Origin of the sequence: Clostridium sp. Cult3 (assembly GCF_021655115.1) — a bacterium.
Classification (GTDB): domain Bacteria; phylum Bacillota; class Clostridia; order Tissierellales; family Tepidimicrobiaceae; genus PPXY01.
In genome coordinates, this window is record NZ_PPXY01000019.1 from 33405 (window position 1) to 52035 (window position 18631).

An 18631-nucleotide genomic window follows, 5' to 3' on the forward strand; every position below is an offset into this window, starting at 1 on the left:
TACCCTAGGGTGATAAATTTATTCTATCTTTTACCATTATATGCTTTCTGTAAAGTTCTTTTCTTGTGTTGCTTCTCTTGCCTATTTTTTACATTGTCGTGGGCAGTAGAAAGCATTAATTTTATCCTATTCAATTGATTTACTTCGCTAGCCCCTGGGTCATAGTCAATGGCTACTATATTTGCCTGTGGATATTCATCTCTAACGGCCTTTATAACCCCTTTCCCAGTTATATGATTTGGTAAGCAACCAAATGGCTGCACACATACAATATTTTCTGCTCCATTGTGGATTAACTCCAGCATTTCAGCTGTAAGGAGCCAACCCTCTCCATATTGATTACCTATAGATACTAATTTCTCCGCTTCTTCTACCAACTCATATACAGTCATAGGCTCGTGAAATCTTTTGCTCTTTCCTAGAGCCTTCCTCATAGGTTTCCTATAGTGCTCCATATACTTAATGGCTATATCGCCACCAATCTTAGGTAAAAATCCCTTAGATAGATATTTATATTTGTAGGTAGCATTGTAACAACAGTACATTAAAAAATCAGTTAAATCTGAGACAACTGCTTCTGCTCCTTCCTTTTCCAGTATACCTACTATATTGTTATTAGCCATAGGGTGATACTTTACCAATATTTCTCCAACTATTCCTACCCTAGGTTTTACTAGATCCTCATCTATCTCCAATTCATCAAAGTCCTTAACCATCTGGTATATATTATCTTCGTACTCTTTCTTATCCCCTACCCTAACCGCTGTAGAGCATTTTTCCAACCAATGTTCTGCTAATAAATTTGCCGAACCCTTTATCTTTTCATAAGGTCTTACTCGGTATAACAGCCTCATAATAAGGTCTCCATACATTACTGCCATTACACCTTTTCTGGCCATATCCATAGAGTAAGTAAAGCCTGGGTTGGTCTCTATGCCCTGGGCCGATACGGCTATAACTGGTACATTTCCAAAGCCAGCATCTTTTAGAGCCTTCCTAATAAATCCAATATAATTAGAAGCCCTACATACTCCGCCTGTTTGACTCATCAGAACTGATACATTATTCAAATCATACTTGCCTGTTTTTAGTGCTGCTATATATTGACCTACAGTTATTATGGAAGGATAGCAAGCATCGTTGTTTACATATTTTAATCCTTCATCGATGGCTTTGGGATCATAAGAAGGCAAAAATTCCAAATGGTAACCACAGGTATTTAAAGCTTCTTCCAATAACTTAAAATGGATTGGTGCCATTTGAGGTACTAATATGGTATGCTTCTCCCTCATTTCCTTCGTAAATACTATTCGTTCTTCTGGCTCTTGTTTCTTCTCCAGTTTGAATCCTCTCTTTTGCCTTTCCTTTAAAGCTGCATTTAAGGATCTTACTCTGATCTTTGCAGCACCTAAATTGCTTACTTCGTCTATCTTCAATACGGTATATATCTTTTCATAAGCGTGAAGTATTTCTTCTACCTGATCCGTTGTAACTGCATCTAGCCCACAGCCAAAGGAGTTTAATTGTATTAGCTCTAGATTCTCCTGGGTGGCTACAAAAGAAGCTGCCCTATATAATCTAGAGTGATATACCCATTGATCTAAAACCCTTAAAGGTCTATCGGGTTTGGCTAGATGGGCTACTGAATCCTCCGTTAAGACCGCCATACCTAAGGAAGTGATCAATGCTGGTATGCCATGATTTATTTCTGGATCTATATGATAAGGTCTTCCAGCTAGCACTATCCCTCTAATTCCTTCTTCTTCCATATATCTTAATGTTTCTTCTCCCTTTCTTTCCATATCCCTTTTATAAGCCATTAGCTCATCCCAAGCCTTGTCTACAGCTTTTTTTATTTCCCTATTGGAAACTGATAAGGGCTTTAATTCATCTCTAAGTCTCTTCTTCAATCCTTCCTTATCATCAAAGGTTAAAAAAGGATTTAAAAACATTACATCATCATCTTTTAATTCCTCTACATTATGTTTTATTACCTCTGAATAGCCTATTACCACAGGACAATTAACATGGTTATCCGTTTCCTCGTCTTCTCTATGTTCATAGAAGATTGAAGGATAAAATATGAATTTAATATCCTTTTCTAGCAATTCCATAATATGCCCATGGGAAATTTTAGCTGGATAACAAGCTGTTTCGCTAGGTATAGAACTTATCCCCTTTTCATATGTTTCCCTATTAGAATGGCTAGACAGCACTACTCTAAATCCTAACTCCGTAAAGAAAGTATGCCAAAATGGATAATTTTCATATATATTTAGAACCCTCGGTATTCCTACAGTTCCTCTTTTAGCTTCTTCTTCTGATAATGATTTATAGTCAAAAACTCTCTTGTATTTATAATCAAATAGATTTGGAATATCTTTAGCAGCCTTTTCTACTCCTGCACCTTTTTCGCATCTATTTCCTGTTATATACTTTTTACCATCGGAAAATATATTTATGGTCAACAAACAATTGTTTCCACATCTGCCACAATTGGCTCTCTTCGTCTTGTAGCTAAAAGTGTCTAGCTCGTCTTTTAATAGAATACTGGACTCCATACCCTCCACATATCTTTCCTTGGCAATTAGGGCAGCTCCTAATGCGCCCATTAATCCAGGAATATCTGGCCTTACTACTCTTCTTCCTGAAACTAGTTCAAAGGATCTCAAAATAGCGTCACCATAAAAGGTTCCCCCTTGAACAACTATATTTTCTCCCAAGTCTTTTGGGTCCCTTATTTTAATTACTTTTTGAATAGCATTTCGAATTACTGAATAAGAAAGACCAGCAGCTATATCTCCAATGCTAGCCCCTTCTTTTTGAGCCTGTTTTACTTTAGAATTCATAAATACTGTACAACGGGAACCTAGATCTACAGGATTCTCAGCTAAAAGTCCTTCGTTTAGAAAATCCTCTACGGACAAGTTTAAAGAATGGGCGAAGGTTTCTAAGAAAGAACCGCATCCTGAAGAGCAAGCTTCATTTAACAATATACTATCAATTACTCCATCATGGGTTTTCATACACTTCATGTCCTGACCACCGATATCTAGTATGAAATCTACCTCCGGTTGGAAGAATTGTGCTGCTTTGTAATGGGCCATGGTCTCTACTTCTCCCTCGTCTATGTTTAAAGCAGCTTGGATAAACTCCTCCCCATATCCGGTAACTGTGGAATAGGTGATTTTTTGTCCTTCCGGAAGTTTCTGATATATTTCTTTTAATATATCTATGGTCAGATCTAAAGGTTTACCCTTATTGTTCCCATAGTACGTATAAAGAATATTGTTGTCTTCATCAATAAGGATGGCCTTAGTAGTAGTAGAACCAGCATCAATTCCCAGATAGCATCTACCACTATGGTTTTTAATATCCTTGTACGCCATCTTATGGGTTTCATGATCCTTTCTAAATTGTTCCAATTCTTCTTCGTCTTTAAATAGGGGCCTTATCTTTCGAATTTCCGATTCTATAGGCCCTGTTGATTCTATGGCTCTATTTTTCAATTCTTCAAAGCTTATTGCCCTTTCTTCTGTTGAAGAAACTGCTGCACCTATAGCAACAAACAATTGAGAATTCTCAGGAAATATTATTTCATCCTCCTTTAATTCCAATGTTTCTACATATCTATCTCTCAACTCTGGTAAAAAATGAAGAGGCCCCCCTAAAAAGGCTACTCTGCCTTTTATAGGTCTACCACAAGCTAAATTAGATATGGTTTGATTAACTACCGATTGAAATACTGATGCTGCTATATCTTCCTTAGATACCCCTTGATTAATTAAGGCTTGAATATCGGTCTTAGCAAATACTCCACAACGTGAGGCTATGGAATATATGGCCTTGTGATTTGCAGCTAATTCATTTAATCCTTCTGCATCGGTCTCTATTAGTGATGCCATCTGATCTATAAATGCACCAGTTCCTCCAGCACATATACTATTCATCCTTTGTTCTACATTACCCTCGAAATAGATGATCTTTGCATCTTCTCCACCTAATTCGATGACTACATCTGTCTCTGGAATAAATTCTCTAATTCCAGTAGTAGAAGCAACTACTTCTTGTATAAAGGGAATATCTAACCATTTGTGAACAGAAAGCCCACCAGAGCCTGTAACCATAATGGTTACACTTTCGTTTTTAAACCTTTTATAAGCATCTAGTATTACTTCCTTTACGCTATTTCTCACATCGGAATAGTGTCTTTTATAAGTACTGTATATCATCTCATAGGATGAATTTAGTGCCACTAGCTTAACAGTAGTGGAACCTACGTCTAAACCTAAATGTATTCTAGCCATGTCTTTGCAGCTAAGCTGCTCTACCCCCTTATATTATTCTATATGACTATATTAATCCCTTTACATAATTCTTTAGATTAAGTGAATTATAGCATAGTTAATATTAAATTACAAATATTAGAAACAGTTTGTATTATGCTGATATTGTTCAAATCTTTCCATATATTAATACTAAATTTAATTGCCTATTAACTATATATATTCTATCATATCTATAAATAATTGGAGAATATTTCGTTTTCATGTATAATATTTATATAAAAGTATAAGGAGATGTATATGAACAGTAAAGGTTTAATAGAAGAAAAGACAATTTATAAGGTCAATTCCTTTTATCTAGGTGTAGTCCTATGGTCTATATTGGTACAATTCTTACCTATTCCTACTAATTCTTATCAATATATAGCCCTCTTAATACCTATTGGTATATATTTATTTAAAAATAGGGATGAAGCAGAGAGGATTTTAAAGCCTAATTTATTAAACTTGAAAAGTGTAATTATTATATTTATTATTTGGTTTTTGATGTTGCCTATTATTATTTCTATAGTAGAACTATATACTAGACTATTCGGAAGCACTTTTCCTGATATCATAGCAGAAGATTCCCATCCTAGTTTCATAGGCAATCTATTTTTTACTGCTATCACTCCTGCAATACTCGAGGAAATGTTGATGAGAGGTATTATACTAGATGGTTATAGGCACAAGAGTCGATTTGTTGCTGCTTTGGTTAATGGACTTATGTTTGGTATGCTCCATTTAAACTTTTTTCAGTTTTTCCATACCTTTGTAGCTGGATTTGTAGCAAGCTATTTGGTATTTGCAACTAACTCCATATATGCCGGAATCATAGTTCACTTTATTAACAATAGCTTTCCCATATTCATGGATTACCTATCTCCACCAGAACCTAATGTGGATTATACATCTAATCCTAATCTATTGGCTATTATTATATCTATAACTTTTTCTGTAGCAGCCATATCCTTTCTTTTAAAGTTATTAGCCAAAATTAACGGGGTGGAATTGAAAAAAGAATACCATATATCCGATGAAAAAATACTAAACAAGCCATTGATTAGAAGCATAGTTCTGTTTGTTGGATTTAGCACTATTCTAGTACTTGCACTTTGATAATGTACTAAAATAAAGATAAATATACTCTGAAAATATTCTGTTGAATCTATAACCATCTGATGTTATAATATAGTTTAGAGTATGGGCGGTTGGTTCAGTTTGGTTAGAGCGCCACGTTGACATCGTGGAGGTCGTTGGTTCGAGTCCAATACCGCCCACCAAAATTTAAAGGAAAGCCAGAAATTTGGCTTTCCTTTTACATATCTAGAAACAAAATACTACACATCGTCTAGGTATACATATTATTTGACCTACTCGTAGATTGTTTGGATCTATGCCTGGATTGGCATTTATTATCTCTTGAACAGGCACATTAAATCTTTGACTAATAGAAAATAGTGTATCTCCTGCCCTTATAGTATAATAAAATCCGTTGGGACATGGGGGCATAGGCGGTGCCATCTGAGGTATACATATTACCTGACCTATTTGTAAGTTGTTTGGATCTATCCCTGGGTTGGCATTTATTATGGCTTGAACCGATACATTAAACCTCTGACTTAATGCAAAGAGTGTATCTCCAGGCCTTATAGTATATAAAAACCCGTTGGGACATGGAGGTGTTGGTGCCATTCCTGGTATACATATTATTTGACCTATTTGTAAATTATTTGGATCAATACCTGGGTTTATTGCTATAATTGCTGCTACCGTCGTATTAAACCTACGAGCCAATTGAAATAAAGTATCTCCTGACCTAATAGTATAAGCAAAGCTGCCAGCAGGACATCTTTGTTCTATTTCATAGTTTTCCTTCATACTAACCACCTTTCTTTCATATAATTGTCTGCACTATATAATATGCAAATAAAAGATTAGGTGTTAAAATTTTTCGAAAAGAAAAAGGAGCAATAGCTCCTTATAAATTCCCTACTAGAAGGTTGGTATACATATTATTTGGCCTATTTGAAGCCTATTAGGATCAATTCCTGGATTGGCCCTAATTATAGCATCAACACTTACACCAAATTGTTGGCTAATTCCAAAGAAAGTATCTCCTGCCCTTACAGCATAGTAAAATCCATTGGGGCATGGTGGAACTGGTGGCGTTGGAGTCACTGGTCTTGGTATACATATGGTTTGACCTATTTGAAGCCTATTAGGATCAATTCCTGGATTGGCCCTAATTATCTCATCTACTCCCACATTAAACTGTTGACTTAATCTGAATAAAGTATCTCCTGCTTTAATAGTATAGAAGAACCCATTAGGACATGATGGCATAGGTGGTACAGCACCTGGTATACATATCCTCTGGCCAATTTGTAGGTTGTTTGGATTGATTCCCGGATTAGCCCTTATTATAGCATCCACGCTAACCCCAAATTGTTGACTAAGTCTAAACAGTGTATCCCCTGGCCTTATTGTATGGAAAAATCCATTAGGACAACTTGGTTGTGGAGGAGGAGTTGTACCCCTTGGTATACATATTATCTGACCTATTTGCAAATTATTTGGATTGATTCCTGGATTTATCCTCATGATGGCTTCTACGGTAGTGTTATTTATACGAGCCAATTGAAACAACGTATCTCCAGATTTTATGGTATAAGCAAAGCTTCCTGTAGGACATCTTTGCGTGGTTCCAAGTTTATCTTCCATATCGATCACCTTTCTTTCATATTTTCTATGCAATACATAATATGCTAGAAAGGCAAAAGCTGTGAAACTATTTATATTTTAATCCCTGATAAGAATTTTTTCTCTTTAATTCCCTATCTATACCTGAGAGAACCCTTAATTTATCCAAAGACCATCTAGGTTTATACAACAAATCCCTCTTCCCGTCCCCTGTTAACCTATGGATTACCATCTCTCCTGGCAATAGTTCTAAACTATCTACTACTAAGGATATGTATTCTTCCCTACTAAGCATTGGAAAGGGGCTTTTTAAATAGTACTCATATAAATCCGTTTTCCTCTGTATATATAATAGATGGAATTTAATCCCCCAGGTATTGGTATTTGCCACGTGCTTAACAGAGTCTAATATATCTTTCTTGGATTCACCAGGCAGTCCAAATATTAGATGGGTAACTACCTTTATATTTCTAGCTTTTAGCTCTTCTAAAGCCTTATTATAGGTCTCCAAAGGATATCCTCGTCTAATAAATTTACTGGTCCTTTCATGGATAGTTTGAAGACCTAATTCCACCCAAATATAGGTCTTCTCATTTATCTCAGTTAAAAGCTCTAGCACTTCTTCAGATAGACAATCAGCCCTTGTAGCTATAGCTAACCCTATTACTCCATCCTGAGAAAGGGCTTCATAGTATTTATCCCTCAAATCTTCATAGTAAGAATAAGTATTGGTGAAATTTTGAAAATAGGCAATATACTTATCTGTATTCCATTTGTTCGATAAAAGCCTTTTCTGTTCTTCAACTTGATCTTTTATATTTAAAGTTCTAGAGGCTGCAAACTCTCCAGAGCCTTCCTCTCCACAAAAAATACAACCCCTATGGCCAATAGTTCCATCTCTATTGGGGCAGGTAAATCCTCCATCTAAAGATAATTTCATAACCTTTTGTCCAAATTGTTTTCTCAATTCATAATTTAATGTATGGTATCTTTTATCTCCCCACATATATAATCATCCTTATCTGTATATACTTACTAGACACAAAATCATATTAAAAAAGATGTAGCTCTTATTATCTCAAAATAGTCACCAGTTTCAAATAATATACTCTTTGGAGTTTTTTGTATAACACCAGGGTAGAAGGAGTTTTTGTAGGCATTTCCATGAAAGTTGTACTTTATTTCCAAACTAAATCTTTTGGGAAGTTCTACTTTGTTTTTATTAAAATGTCCCTTCAAAGCCTTCTCCATACCATCTTTTATCAACTTTACAGATTTATTGGGATGGATACTCGTAGACGCTGCCCCTTCTCCTTCACTTACTGCTACTGTAACTATATTTTGGTTAAACCTCCTTGCCTCCTCACATATGCCCTTATCTCCACTTAAAAACACAACAGGGACTCCTAAATAAGTAGCCAAATAAGCATGGAGTAAAAATTCACTTAAATATTCTCCATTCAATTTAATATAGTCTATTACGGAGCTATTGATGGTATGGGCTAGTGGATTAGCATTGGAGCCTCCATAAGAATGATATCCTACGAAAGCCACTGCTTCAAAACTTTCATCTATTCCTTGAATCATCTTGTAGGGATGACCACTCCAACCCCTAATAAGGTTAACATTCTCAGGTAGTTTAGATGGATCTATATTTCTCCCTGAACCATGGGCATCCTTTACCAGTATTTCTGTAGCACCTGATACATTAGCTCCTTCACAGGCTGCTGCTACTTCTCTAGTCATCTGTTCTGCAAAATATGGGTATTCTCTAGAGGTCTTCCTTGCTTCCTCCCAATTAGCTATACCAGCTACGCCTTCAATATCTGCACTTATATAGACTTTCATATACAATACACTCCTTTTTTGATTTTTATTATAATCCCTATGTCCTTGTATTTCATCTTTTTTCGTCTTTGATAACTGCTTGAATACACTCATCTTTATTAAAATCTTCATAGAAAGTTGGATCTACTTGTATATGGGGAATTGTCTTCGTCTCCATATTTATAGTACCATCTCGATTTATTCCTAGTTCTCTACTATATCTAATTGCAAATTTGCTATTTGGCAAAAAAGTAATTGGAATTAGTTCAAACACTCTATCTCCACCAGTGGGTTCCCCAACTAGTGTAGCAAAACCTGTATCTTTAGCAAAGGAAGCAAATTTTTCGGAGGATGAAAAGACATTTCTATCCACTAACAAATATATTTTGCCCTTGAAATCTATATCGTCCCCAGGATTATGGCTAACACCCCATGGATTTATGCGGATAGAATAAGTCTTATAAAAATTAAAATCGGTCTTTACTTCTTCTGGAAATTGAGCTAACACTTCTTCATCTAGTTGTTTCATAGTAGTTAAATACGAAGCTCTAAATGGATCATATTTATATCTATGACCATCTTTAAAAAAGGCATAATATTCTACACTTAAAGGTTCCTCCGTTAGTAATTTTACGATATTTTTCCAATAATCGTCTCCCCCTCCACTATTACCTCTTATATCGATAATTAGTTTTTCATAATCTTCTACTTCCTTTAGAAATTCTTTTATCTTAATATAATCTTCCTCAGCAGTATCAAAACTAGCCATCTTATTAATTTTCATATATGCTACTTCATCTTCTATTAATGCTTTTGTTTCTAAAACAGGTTCTTTATATAGTTCAATGCTTTCAATATCACCGTCAAATTGATATCTATACATAACATAGGGACTGGAAAAAGCATCATACCAAGACAAATTTTTAAGAGCATCATTCTGAGAAAAAAATTGATAATAAGATTTGTAGATCCATTTAAAACCTTCACCATCAAAAATATTTACATGACCATTATGTAAATCACCTAGTATTCTATTCATAGCCACATAAAATTCTGCATCATTTTTTGTATTTCTAATCAACCTTTTATATTTTCCTTTATTCCCCAGCCAATCTATTCCATATAGTCTTTCATTTACCTTGAAAAAAGGATAATTCTGTTCTAGAACACCATACAAATACTCAAAATCCTGAAGCTTTTCCCTAGTTGTCAACTTAGCTTCCACTATCCCATAATAAGATGCATCTTTTGCAGTTACATGAAACTCATCTTTGCTGTTATAAATTCTTTCTAAGGTAAATACTGATAATATTATTAATAAAATAATAGCAATGAGTCTTCTTCTTTGTCTTCTAGTCACTTTTGTCCCCCCTTATTCTTGCTTTTATTATAACCTTTATGGTCTTTTGTTGCATCCTTTTTTATCTATTTAATTCTATCAGTTTATTAAAATAATTAAAGGTTAGACTCTATTAACTAAACCTAGCCTTCTATATTGGAATCGAGGATCCTTGTAACCCAGATAATTATTTATTATCAATTTTCTGGGTATTATATTAGATGAATACTATTAAAGGAGTGAAAATATGAGTGAACTTATTAATAATAGAGAGCATAGACAGGAAATATTAAAAGAGGTAATCCGAGAACTTCATGCTGGCAAAACAGTGGAAGAGGTTAAAGAAAAATTTGCCGAGGCAATAAAGGGAGTGACTCCATCAGAAATATCTTCTCTGGAAACTCAGCTAGTAAAGGAAGGGCTACCTATAGAAGAAATCCAGTATCTATGCAATGTCCACGCTGCAGTATTTAAAGGCTCCATAGAGGAGATACATCATCCAGAAACGGTCCCAGGTCATCCCATATATACTCTAAAGATGGAAAATGAAGCTATAGAAGAATTTATCGAGGAAAATATAAAACCCAATCTAGAAAAGTTTAAGCAAGAAGATTCTAAAGAAAATATAAACAACCTTCTACAGGATATCAATTTGCTATTCGATATAGATAAACACTATAGTAGAAAAGAAAATTTAATATTCCCCTATCTAGAAAAATATGGCATCACCGCTCCACCAAAGGTAATGTGGGGGGTAGACGATGATATCCGTGCCTTACTAAAGGAGACTAAATTGAATCTTACGGATTATAAGGGGAATAAAAAAGATATAGTAGAAATAATAGAACATGCCCTCCATGAGATCAAGGAGATGATATATAAAGAGGAAAGTATACTATTCCCTATGGCATTAGAAACTTTAACAGAAGATGAATGGATTAGCATATACAAGGAAAGTGATGAAATTGGCTATGCATTGATAGAGCCAAAAACCCAATGGGAACTAAATAGAATAAATATTTCTGACACTGAGGAAAACTTACCAGAAGCAGGTCATGTAAGTTTTGAAACTGGATTTTTAACTCCAGAGGAAATAAGTGAAATACTAAATTCTATTCCAGGGGATATGACTTTTATAGATAAAAACGATACTGTAAAATATTTCTCCCAAGGAAAAGAAAGAATCTTTGCCCGAACAAAAGCAGTTATAGGAAGAAGTGTACAAAATTGTCACCCACCAGCTAGTGTCCATGTAGTAGATAAAATATTGGAAGATTTTAAATCTGGAAAGAAAGATCATGAAGACTTTTGGATTAAGATGGGGGACTTATACGTCTTGATTAGATATTTTGCTGTAAGGAATAAAGAAGGAGAATATTTAGGAACCTTAGAATTTACACAAAACATAGCTCCAATCAAAGGGATTGAAGGGGAAAAGAGATTGTTATCAGAATAAGAAACATTCTATAACGGGGTAGGGCAGAAAATATAATATTTCTCGCCCTTATCCTCTTGATTTGCCCCTTTGCCCCATAATCTATAGATATATTTTGTGAAAGCTATGAGGATTATAGTTTATTATTGGATAATATAATAAATATAGAAATTACCTATATTCTGTAAAAATCTTTACAATCTATATCCTCACATGTTAAAACCCTACTATACATACCTTAGGCTTTCCTCATCCAGTATAATAATCTTCCTATGTCCTATTAGTTTTATCCAACCCATCTCTTGAAAATAGGATAATTTTCTACTTAAGGTCTCTTGACTCATGCCGATATGGGAAGCTAAATCCCCTTTGCTCATTTTTAGAAGGACTTCTCCCCTATCATCAGCTAAATCTAAAAGGGTTTCGGCAATTCTAGTTTCCACATCATGAACTCCTAGATGCTCTATTAAATTTTCTGCCTTTCCCAATCTTTTACTTAATTCCTCCAACACCTTAAGGGCTATAGTGGGGTATTTTACCATTAGCCCTTTTAGCTTTTCTCCATCTATTATACACACTGTAGTATATTCTAAAGCCTCTGCGTTGTCTGTCAAAGGTTCGTGTACAAATAGGGATAATTCTCCCATAAACTCTCCTGGACCTAATACCCTAATCACTTGTTCTTTTCCCGAATCAGAAAATCTAGTTATTTTAACCTTTCCCTTATGGATTACAAACAAGCTTTCACCTTTGTCTCCAGCCATATATATCATTTCGCCTTTTTCATATTGTCTACTATTTGTTATCCCTGCTACTTCTATCATTTCATCATAGGTCAATGTGCTAAATATAGGGACTATCTCTATGCAAGTCCTCTGTCTTCCTTCACTATTACAACCACAATCCATAGGCCACCCTCCTTGGTTATACGGTAACTTGTCTTTTACCCTTTCTCTTATCACCGTATCCTAAAAGTCTTACTGCGTTAATGATTACCAACAGTACACTTAGTTCATGGATAAGCATGCCGGAGGATAAAAATACTACCTTTCCTAATACTCCTGCTATAAGTGCACCTGCTACTATTATAGCAAAATATATGTTTTGTTTCATATTTTTTACAGTAGCACGGCTTAATCCAATGGCATAGGATAGTTTATTTATTTCGTCAGACATCAATACTACATCGGCGGTTTCCATGGCTACATCGGTACCGGCACCACCTATGGCTATCCCTAAATCTGCAGATGCTAAAGCTGGAGCGTCATTTACTCCATCTCCTACCATGGCCGTTGTCCCGAAAGTTTCCTGTAGATCTTTTAGTTTTGCTACCTTCTCCTCTGGAAGGAGTTCTGCATAGTATTCATCAATTCCTAATTCCTTAGAAATCGCTCTTGCTGCCCTTTGATTGTCCCCAGTTAACATGACTACCTTTTCAATTCCTTGTTTTTTCAAATTCCTGATAAGTTCTTTTCCGTCTTCCCTTACAGTATCGGCAATGGATATAGCTCCTAACATATCCTGTTCATCTGCAATAAATATTACCGTTTGTCCTTGATCTTCTTCATTCCTTACATAGTTTTCCTCTTCTACTGTTACTTTCACGTTATTTTCTGCTAATAGTTTCCTATTCCCTATTAAATAGTAATCTCCATTTATCCTTACCTTCAAACCTTGCCCAGTAATTATCTCTGATTGTTCAGGAGTTTCATTTGTTGACCCAAGCTTTTCCTCTCCCTGGGAAATAATAGCTCTAGCTAATGGATGCTCTGAGTAAGCTTCTCCAATAACAGCTATCTTTAGTAGTTCATCTTCTGTCATACCAAAAGCTTTTATTCTAGTCACCTTAGGCTTACCTTCTGTAAGGGTACCAGTTTTATCAAAGGCTAATACATTTACTTTTCCCAGTTCCTCCATTATCTCTCCGCCTTTAATTAGAACTCCATGTTTGGCTCCATTTCCAATACCTGCTACTATAGATACTGGTGTGGATATAACCAAGGCACCTGGACAAGCAATTACCAGTAGGGTAAGGGATAAAACCAAATCCCTTGTAAATAAGAATAATAATGCTGCTAATAGGATAATAGCTGGAGTGTAGTATCTGGAAAAAGTTTCGAGGAATTTCTGGGTTTTAGCCTTTTTATCTTGGGCTTCTTCTACCATTTCAAGAATCCTTGCAAAAGTTGTATCATCCCCAACTCTATCAGCTTTTATCTTAATATATCCTGATTCCACTATAGTGCCAGAAAATACCCTATCCTCCATCACTTTATCTACGGGAATAGACTCCCCCGTAATGGCTGCCTGATTTACATAGGCATTTCCTTCCACTACAGTGCCATCTACGGATATCTTCTCTCCTGGCTTAACTAATACTATATCACCTTTGATTACTTCATCAGGGGAGATTTCAAACTCTTCCCCATTCCTTATTACTCTAGATATATCTGGGGCTAAATCCAATAATGCCTTTATAGAGGATCTGGTTTTCTCTATAGTCTTAGATTCCAAATACTCTCCTAACATAAATAGAAAAGTTACAGCAGCAGCCTCCCAATATTCTCCTATAAACAATGCCCCAAGTACAGCCAAAGTCACCAATGCATCAATCCCCACTATTTTATACCTTAATGCTGATAGGGCATTTTTCATAATAGGCAGTCCTGCCACAAAGGCTGCAACAATCATGAATATATTTGCTATGGTTATATCTATTGTTGTATTCTTTAATATAAAGGATATTAGGATCAATATCCCTGACAATATTACTCTTTGACCTTTACTAATCCTCACCCTACTCCCCCTCTCTAAAAATTATTTTTCTCCTAATACTTGATAACCTAATCTTTCGATAATAAGTTTAATATCTTCCGATTCTACTATGGATTCATCAAAAGTAACCTTTACCTTACTGGAGTTAAATAGTACTTCATATTTTTCTACTCCCTTAGTCTTTTTTAATGCGCCTTCTATTTTCATGGTACAAGATGGGCATGTTAATGTACTTAGTTTATAAGTTTTTGTTGTCATTTTGCATCCTCCTCATTTTTTAATCATTTCTATTTTGTATCTTTATTATAAAAAATATTAATCCTCATTTCTTTGACCTAAATCAAAAATAAAAAAATCTAGGTTAAATACCTAGATTTTTAGTCCAATAATTTTTCAAATTCCTTTGCTGGAATTGGTTTGCTAAAATAATAGCCTTGGGCTATATCGCAGTCTATTTCTTCTAATATATCCAACTGCTCCTTAGTTTCTACGCCTTCAGCTGTTACCAATATATTGAATTGCTTTGCTAATAATGCTATAGTCCTTGAAATAGCCCTATTCTTTTCATTTTTTTCTATATCCCATATAAACGCCCTATCTATTTTTATTTCATCAATATTCATCTCTTTTAGATAGCTTAAACTGGAATAACCTGTACCAAAATCATCCATAATGACAAATACCCCTAATTCTTTCAACTTGTTTAATACACCTATAGTATATTCAATATCGGATATAGCAGTAGTTTCCGTTATCTCTAATCCAAGATACTCCGGTCTTAACCTTGTTTCAGCCAATATATTTGATACTATATCTAAAAAATTGTAATACTGAAATTGTCTAGCAGAGATATTTACAGAAACTCTCCTAGGCTTATAACCCATTTGGATCCACTTTTTGTTTTGTAGGCAAGCTTCCCTCAACACCCATTCTCCAATAGGAAATATTAATCCTGTCTCTTCCGATAGTGGAATGAACTTATCGGGAAATATCAATCCCCTATTAGGATTATCCCATCGGATCAAAGCTTCCATTCCAACTATTTCCTTACTTCTAATATCTATTTTCGGCTGATAGTATAATAGGAACTCATCATTAGTTACTGCTTGTCTTAATTCATTCAATATAGTTAAGTTTTCATATTCCCTTTTCCCTCTGATTGTATCGAGGAACCATAATTGCAAAAGGAATATTCCTTATCTTGTCCTCATTAATATCTCCCACTTGGTAGGCGACCCTAGCCCCTTTTAGATCTTCTATTCCCTTTATATGTTCTGTATCTTTTCTTATGAATATAGCACTAGAATTGACTATAGTAGATTGAGTAAATAGATACTTACCTTCTCTACTGGGGATTTTAGACATACCTTGAATAACATCTACTCGTTGGTTTTCAAGAGCAATAACTGCATCAGACCACCTCATAGGGATTAATTGTATTTCTATGTCCATAGCTTCACCTATGGATTCCATTACATCTATATTAAATCCCTTATATTTGCCTTTATCATCGATAAATTCATATGGCGGAAAATTGCTATCACCTGCAATTTTTAGTATAGGTTTGTCTTTATCTTCTATGGGTTTATCTACTTTAATATTCTGATAACTATAGAACAATAAAACACAGAGGAAAGCAACCCCAATACTGATAACTATTATCCATGTCTTTTTCATTTGAATTCACCCTTTATAACTATGTAATTAAAAGGTATGTATTATATAATTCAACATATTTTTATAAAATCCTTCTATTTACGATTATTATCAATTGTCATAGTAAAAAGATTTTTATCATCTTAAGCATAGGCACAAATCTAGGCTTTAAAGAAAACAAATTATATAAAAAGCAGGTCAAAAAGCATTGCTCTTTGACCTGTTTTAATTTAATGGGGAGTATTAATATATAAAATTATGATTTTATATCAGTTTATCAAGAGCTTGCTTAAGATCGGTAATTATATCTTCCGCATTTTCTAGCCCTACTGATAATCTTATTAACCCTTCTGAAATACCACTAGCTTGTCTTTCTTCCGGTGTATATGGTGAATGAGTCATGGAAGCTGGATGTTGAATTAACGTTTCAGCATCTCCTAAGCTTACTGCCAATGTACATAATTCCACTGTATTCATCAGCTTTTTCCCTGCTTCTATTCCGCCTTTTACTTCAAAAGCAATCATAGCCCCAGGTAATCTCATCTGTTTTTTAGCTAATTCATATTGGGGAAAGCTCTTCAATCCAGGATACATAACAACTTCTACTGCTGGATGGTATTCTAAAAACTCAGCAACTTTTTGTGCATTTTCGCAATGTCTTTCCATACGTAAATCCAATGTTTTCATACCACGGTTGATTAAAAATGCATCAAATGGACTTAATACAGAGCCAGTCATATAATGTCTTCCTATTGATTTTACTTCATTCATATATTCCTGTGATCCTACTGCAAAACCTGCAATTACATCTCCATGACCGTTTAAATATTTTGTTGCAGAATGAACAACCACATCTGCACCTAATTCTAATGGTCTTTGTAGATTTGGACTACAGTAAGTATTGTCTACTATCACCATACAACCTTCTTTTTCATGGGCTATTTTAGATATAGCTTCTATATCGGAAATTAGCATATTAGGATTAGCTGGAGTTTCCAAATAGACTACCTTCGTATTTTCTTTCATGGCTTTCCTTACATTTTCAGGATCTGATGTATCTACAAAGGTAACCTCTACTCCATAGCGAGTTAAGCCATGGCTTAAAAAATCAAAGGTACAGCCATAAAGTGTTTTTGCAGCAACAATATGATCTCCTGCCCTTACCGCTGCCCAAAGCACCCCTGTAATAGCCCCTATCCCTGAAGCAAAAGAAACTGCTACCTCTCCATTTTCTAATATAGCAAGTTTTTCTTCTACTTGAGTATTAGTTGGATTCCCACCACGTGTATATATATATCCTTCTTCTTCCTCAGCAAATCTTCTACCTCCTTGCTCTGCAGAATCAAATATAAAGGTAGATGTTTGATATATTGGTGTAGCTAAAGCACCATATTTGTTTTTTTCATAACCACCATGTATTGCCTTTGTACTAAAACCTAAACTTTTTAAATCTTCTCTGTTCATATAAAGTCCCCCTAATCTTTATTAGTTAACAATGATAAATCAATCTTTTAGCCATATCGCTATCAGTAATTAATACATCTAAATAATTTCCTCTTAATGCACCTAGAATAGCATCATATTTTTTCTCTCCACCTGCTATTCCTACAACTAAGGCATCATTTTTGTTCTCTAAAATATCATATCCTATTGTCCTATCATAATAATTATGTCTTATGGGATTTCCATCTTTGTCAAACCACCTAAATCCAATATCGCCAACACATCCTTGAGAGAATAGATGTTTTTTGTATTCTTCATTTAAATGTTCTTCCCGGTGTAATTGTGTATCTTCCTTTAGCTCTCCAATTCCAGCTATTATGATATTACACTTTCCCATATTTTCAAAAGTCTCTTTTAAATTGCTATCAGACATAAAGGCATCTTTTATTTTTTTACTTTCTACAATGGCTGGAGCATATAAAATATGGGAGTCACCTCCTAATTTTTTCCCAATGGTCCTTGTTATTTCATCAGCCTGTAAATCAGTATAAGCTATATTTAAACCACCAATTAATTGTACTGCTGACACATTTAATTTTTCATTATAGGAAAGTCTCTTTGCCACCTCAGACAATGTCCTACCCCAAGTTACACCTATCATATCGTCCTTTGTAAGTATGCCTTCTAAATATTCAGCTCCAGCTATCCCCAATGCTCCATAAATTGTATTATCATCTATAGGAGTAATAACTACAGATTGTCTTAAACTAAACTTATCCTCTAATTTGTTTTCCAGTTCAACATTGTATTTATCCATATCGTTAATTTTTATCTGTACTATATTATCTTCTAATGCCCTTTTCAATATTCTATTGACTCTTTGTCTGGACATATTCATTTTTTTTGCAATTTCACCTTGAGTCAATCCTTTTTTATAATAGTAATACGATACCTTTACCATTTCTTTATTTTTATATATTGACATTTTAGTCCCCCCGTTATATTTGCTCACTCAATGTTTATATGTCATAATTTGGTTAATTTATTATAGCATAAAGTAATTTAAAAGACAAAATTCCTTCAAGAATTCTCGCAATGTTCAAATAACTACTTTCTGGGGAAAAAGGG

The 18631-nt window shown here is 34.7% G+C and carries 15 protein-coding genes and 1 tRNA gene; 3 read left to right on the top strand and 13 right to left on the bottom strand.

The features are described 5' to 3' along the window. Positions 1–23: 23 nt before the first annotated feature. Positions 24–4307: a 2-hydroxyacyl-CoA dehydratase gene (locus C3E88_RS04300; RefSeq protein ID WP_236908929.1), complete on the bottom strand. Its 4284-nt coding sequence runs from the start codon at positions 4305–4307 to the stop codon at positions 24–26. Between the two features lie 279 nt (positions 4308–4586). Here C3E88_RS04300 and C3E88_RS04305 point away from each other — a divergent pair, with 279 nt between their 5' ends. Then, on the top strand, positions 4587–5444 hold the full coding sequence (locus tag C3E88_RS04305) for a CPBP family intramembrane glutamic endopeptidase (RefSeq protein WP_236908930.1): 858 nt from the start codon (positions 4587–4589) through the stop codon (positions 5442–5444). 86 nt (positions 5445–5530) lie between these two features. Continuing rightward, positions 5531–5608: transfer RNA gene (locus C3E88_RS04310), tRNA-Val, on the top strand. A 43-nt stretch (positions 5609–5651) separates the two neighbouring features. On the opposite strand, the gene C3E88_RS04315 is transcribed toward C3E88_RS04310, so the two are convergent. From C3E88_RS04315 to C3E88_RS04335, 5 genes are all read right to left on the bottom strand, one after another. Continuing rightward, entirely contained in the window at positions 5652–6206 is a 555-nt protein-coding gene (locus C3E88_RS04315; protein WP_236908931.1) for a LysM peptidoglycan-binding domain-containing protein, read from the bottom strand. A gap of 114 nt (positions 6207–6320) precedes the next feature. Then, positions 6321–7082: a LysM peptidoglycan-binding domain-containing protein gene (locus C3E88_RS04320; protein WP_236908932.1), complete on the bottom strand. Its 762-nt coding sequence runs from the start codon at positions 7080–7082 to the stop codon at positions 6321–6323. A gap of 34 nt (positions 7083–7116) precedes the next feature. Then, positions 7117–8034, bottom strand: coding sequence for a TIGR01212 family radical SAM protein (locus C3E88_RS04325; RefSeq protein WP_236908933.1), 918 nt, complete (start codon positions 8032–8034; stop codon positions 7117–7119). 41 nt (positions 8035–8075) lie between these two features. Beyond that, a complete protein-coding gene (locus C3E88_RS04330; protein WP_236908934.1) occupies positions 8076–8876 on the bottom strand; it encodes a M55 family metallopeptidase in 801 nt (266 codons plus the stop codon). Between the two features lie 52 nt (positions 8877–8928). Next, positions 8929–10215 (bottom strand): S41 family peptidase, encoded by a 1287-nt coding sequence (locus C3E88_RS04335; protein ID WP_236908935.1) that lies wholly within the window; start codon positions 10213–10215, stop codon positions 8929–8931. Between the two features lie 226 nt (positions 10216–10441). Between C3E88_RS04335 and C3E88_RS04340 the strand changes: the two genes are divergently transcribed. Continuing rightward, a complete protein-coding gene (locus C3E88_RS04340; RefSeq protein ID WP_236908936.1) occupies positions 10442–11650 on the top strand; it encodes a DUF438 domain-containing protein in 1209 nt (402 codons plus the stop codon). Between the two features lie 206 nt (positions 11651–11856). On the opposite strand, the gene C3E88_RS04345 is transcribed toward C3E88_RS04340, so the two are convergent. The 7 genes from C3E88_RS04345 to C3E88_RS04375 all read right to left on the bottom strand — a co-directional run bounded on the left by C3E88_RS04345 (position 11857) and on the right by C3E88_RS04375 (position 18488). Continuing rightward, a complete protein-coding gene (locus C3E88_RS04345; RefSeq protein ID WP_236908937.1) occupies positions 11857–12537 on the bottom strand; it encodes a Crp/Fnr family transcriptional regulator in 681 nt (226 codons plus the stop codon). A 16-nt stretch (positions 12538–12553) separates the two neighbouring features. Continuing rightward, positions 12554–14425, bottom strand: coding sequence for a heavy metal translocating P-type ATPase (locus C3E88_RS04350; RefSeq protein WP_236908938.1), 1872 nt, complete (start codon positions 14423–14425; stop codon positions 12554–12556). 21 nt (positions 14426–14446) lie between these two features. Next, a complete protein-coding gene (locus C3E88_RS04355; RefSeq protein ID WP_236908939.1) occupies positions 14447–14662 on the bottom strand; it encodes a heavy-metal-associated domain-containing protein in 216 nt (71 codons plus the stop codon). A gap of 119 nt (positions 14663–14781) precedes the next feature. Then, positions 14782–15588 carry a putative bifunctional diguanylate cyclase/phosphodiesterase gene (locus C3E88_RS04360; RefSeq protein WP_236908940.1) on the bottom strand — a complete coding sequence of 269 codons (807 nt, stop codon included), beginning with the start codon at positions 15586–15588 and terminating at the stop codon, positions 14782–14784. Beyond that, positions 15542–16081, bottom strand: a complete 540-nt coding sequence (locus C3E88_RS04365) for a transporter substrate-binding domain-containing protein (protein WP_236908941.1) — start codon at positions 16079–16081, stop codon at positions 15542–15544. The genes C3E88_RS04360 and C3E88_RS04365 overlap by 47 nt, the downstream gene beginning before the upstream one ends. Before the next feature lie 243 nt (positions 16082–16324). Next, positions 16325–17524 carry a methionine gamma-lyase gene (gene megL / locus C3E88_RS04370; RefSeq protein ID WP_236908942.1) on the bottom strand — a complete coding sequence of 400 codons (1200 nt, stop codon included), beginning with the start codon at positions 17522–17524 and terminating at the stop codon, positions 16325–16327. 25 nt (positions 17525–17549) lie between these two features. After that, positions 17550–18488, bottom strand: a complete 939-nt coding sequence (locus C3E88_RS04375; RefSeq protein ID WP_236908943.1) for a sugar-binding transcriptional regulator — start codon at positions 18486–18488, stop codon at positions 17550–17552. Positions 18489–18631 lie beyond the last annotated feature (143 nt).

Coding starts and splice junctions, on each gene's coding strand:
- C3E88_RS04300 (WP_236908929.1), bottom strand. CDS start 4,307: ATGGCTAGAATACATTTAGGTTTAGACGTAGGTTCCACTACTGTTAAG.
- C3E88_RS04305 (WP_236908930.1), top strand. CDS start 4,587: ATGAACAGTAAAGGTTTAATAGAAGAAAAGACAATTTATAAGGTCAAT.
- C3E88_RS04315 (WP_236908931.1), bottom strand. CDS start 6,206: ATGAAGGAAAACTATGAAATAGAACAAAGATGTCCTGCTGGCAGCTTT.
- C3E88_RS04325 (WP_236908933.1), bottom strand. CDS start 8,034: ATGTGGGGAGATAAAAGATACCATACATTAAATTATGAATTGAGAAAA.
- C3E88_RS04330 (WP_236908934.1), bottom strand. CDS start 8,876: ATGAAAGTCTATATAAGTGCAGATATTGAAGGCGTAGCTGGTATAGCT.
- C3E88_RS04340 (WP_236908936.1), top strand. CDS start 10,442: ATGAGTGAACTTATTAATAATAGAGAGCATAGACAGGAAATATTAAAA.
- C3E88_RS04345 (WP_236908937.1), bottom strand. CDS start 12,537: ATGGATTGTGGTTGTAATAGTGAAGGAAGACAGAGGACTTGCATAGAG.
- C3E88_RS04355 (WP_236908939.1), bottom strand. CDS start 14,662: ATGACAACAAAAACTTATAAACTAAGTACATTAACATGCCCATCTTGT.
- C3E88_RS04365 (WP_236908941.1), bottom strand. CDS start 16,081: ATGAAAAAGACATGGATAATAGTTATCAGTATTGGGGTTGCTTTCCTC.
- megL (WP_236908942.1), bottom strand. CDS start 17,524: ATGAACAGAGAAGATTTAAAAAGTTTAGGTTTTAGTACAAAGGCAATA.
- C3E88_RS04375 (WP_236908943.1), bottom strand. CDS start 18,488: ATGTCAATATATAAAAATAAAGAAATGGTAAAGGTATCGTATTACTAT.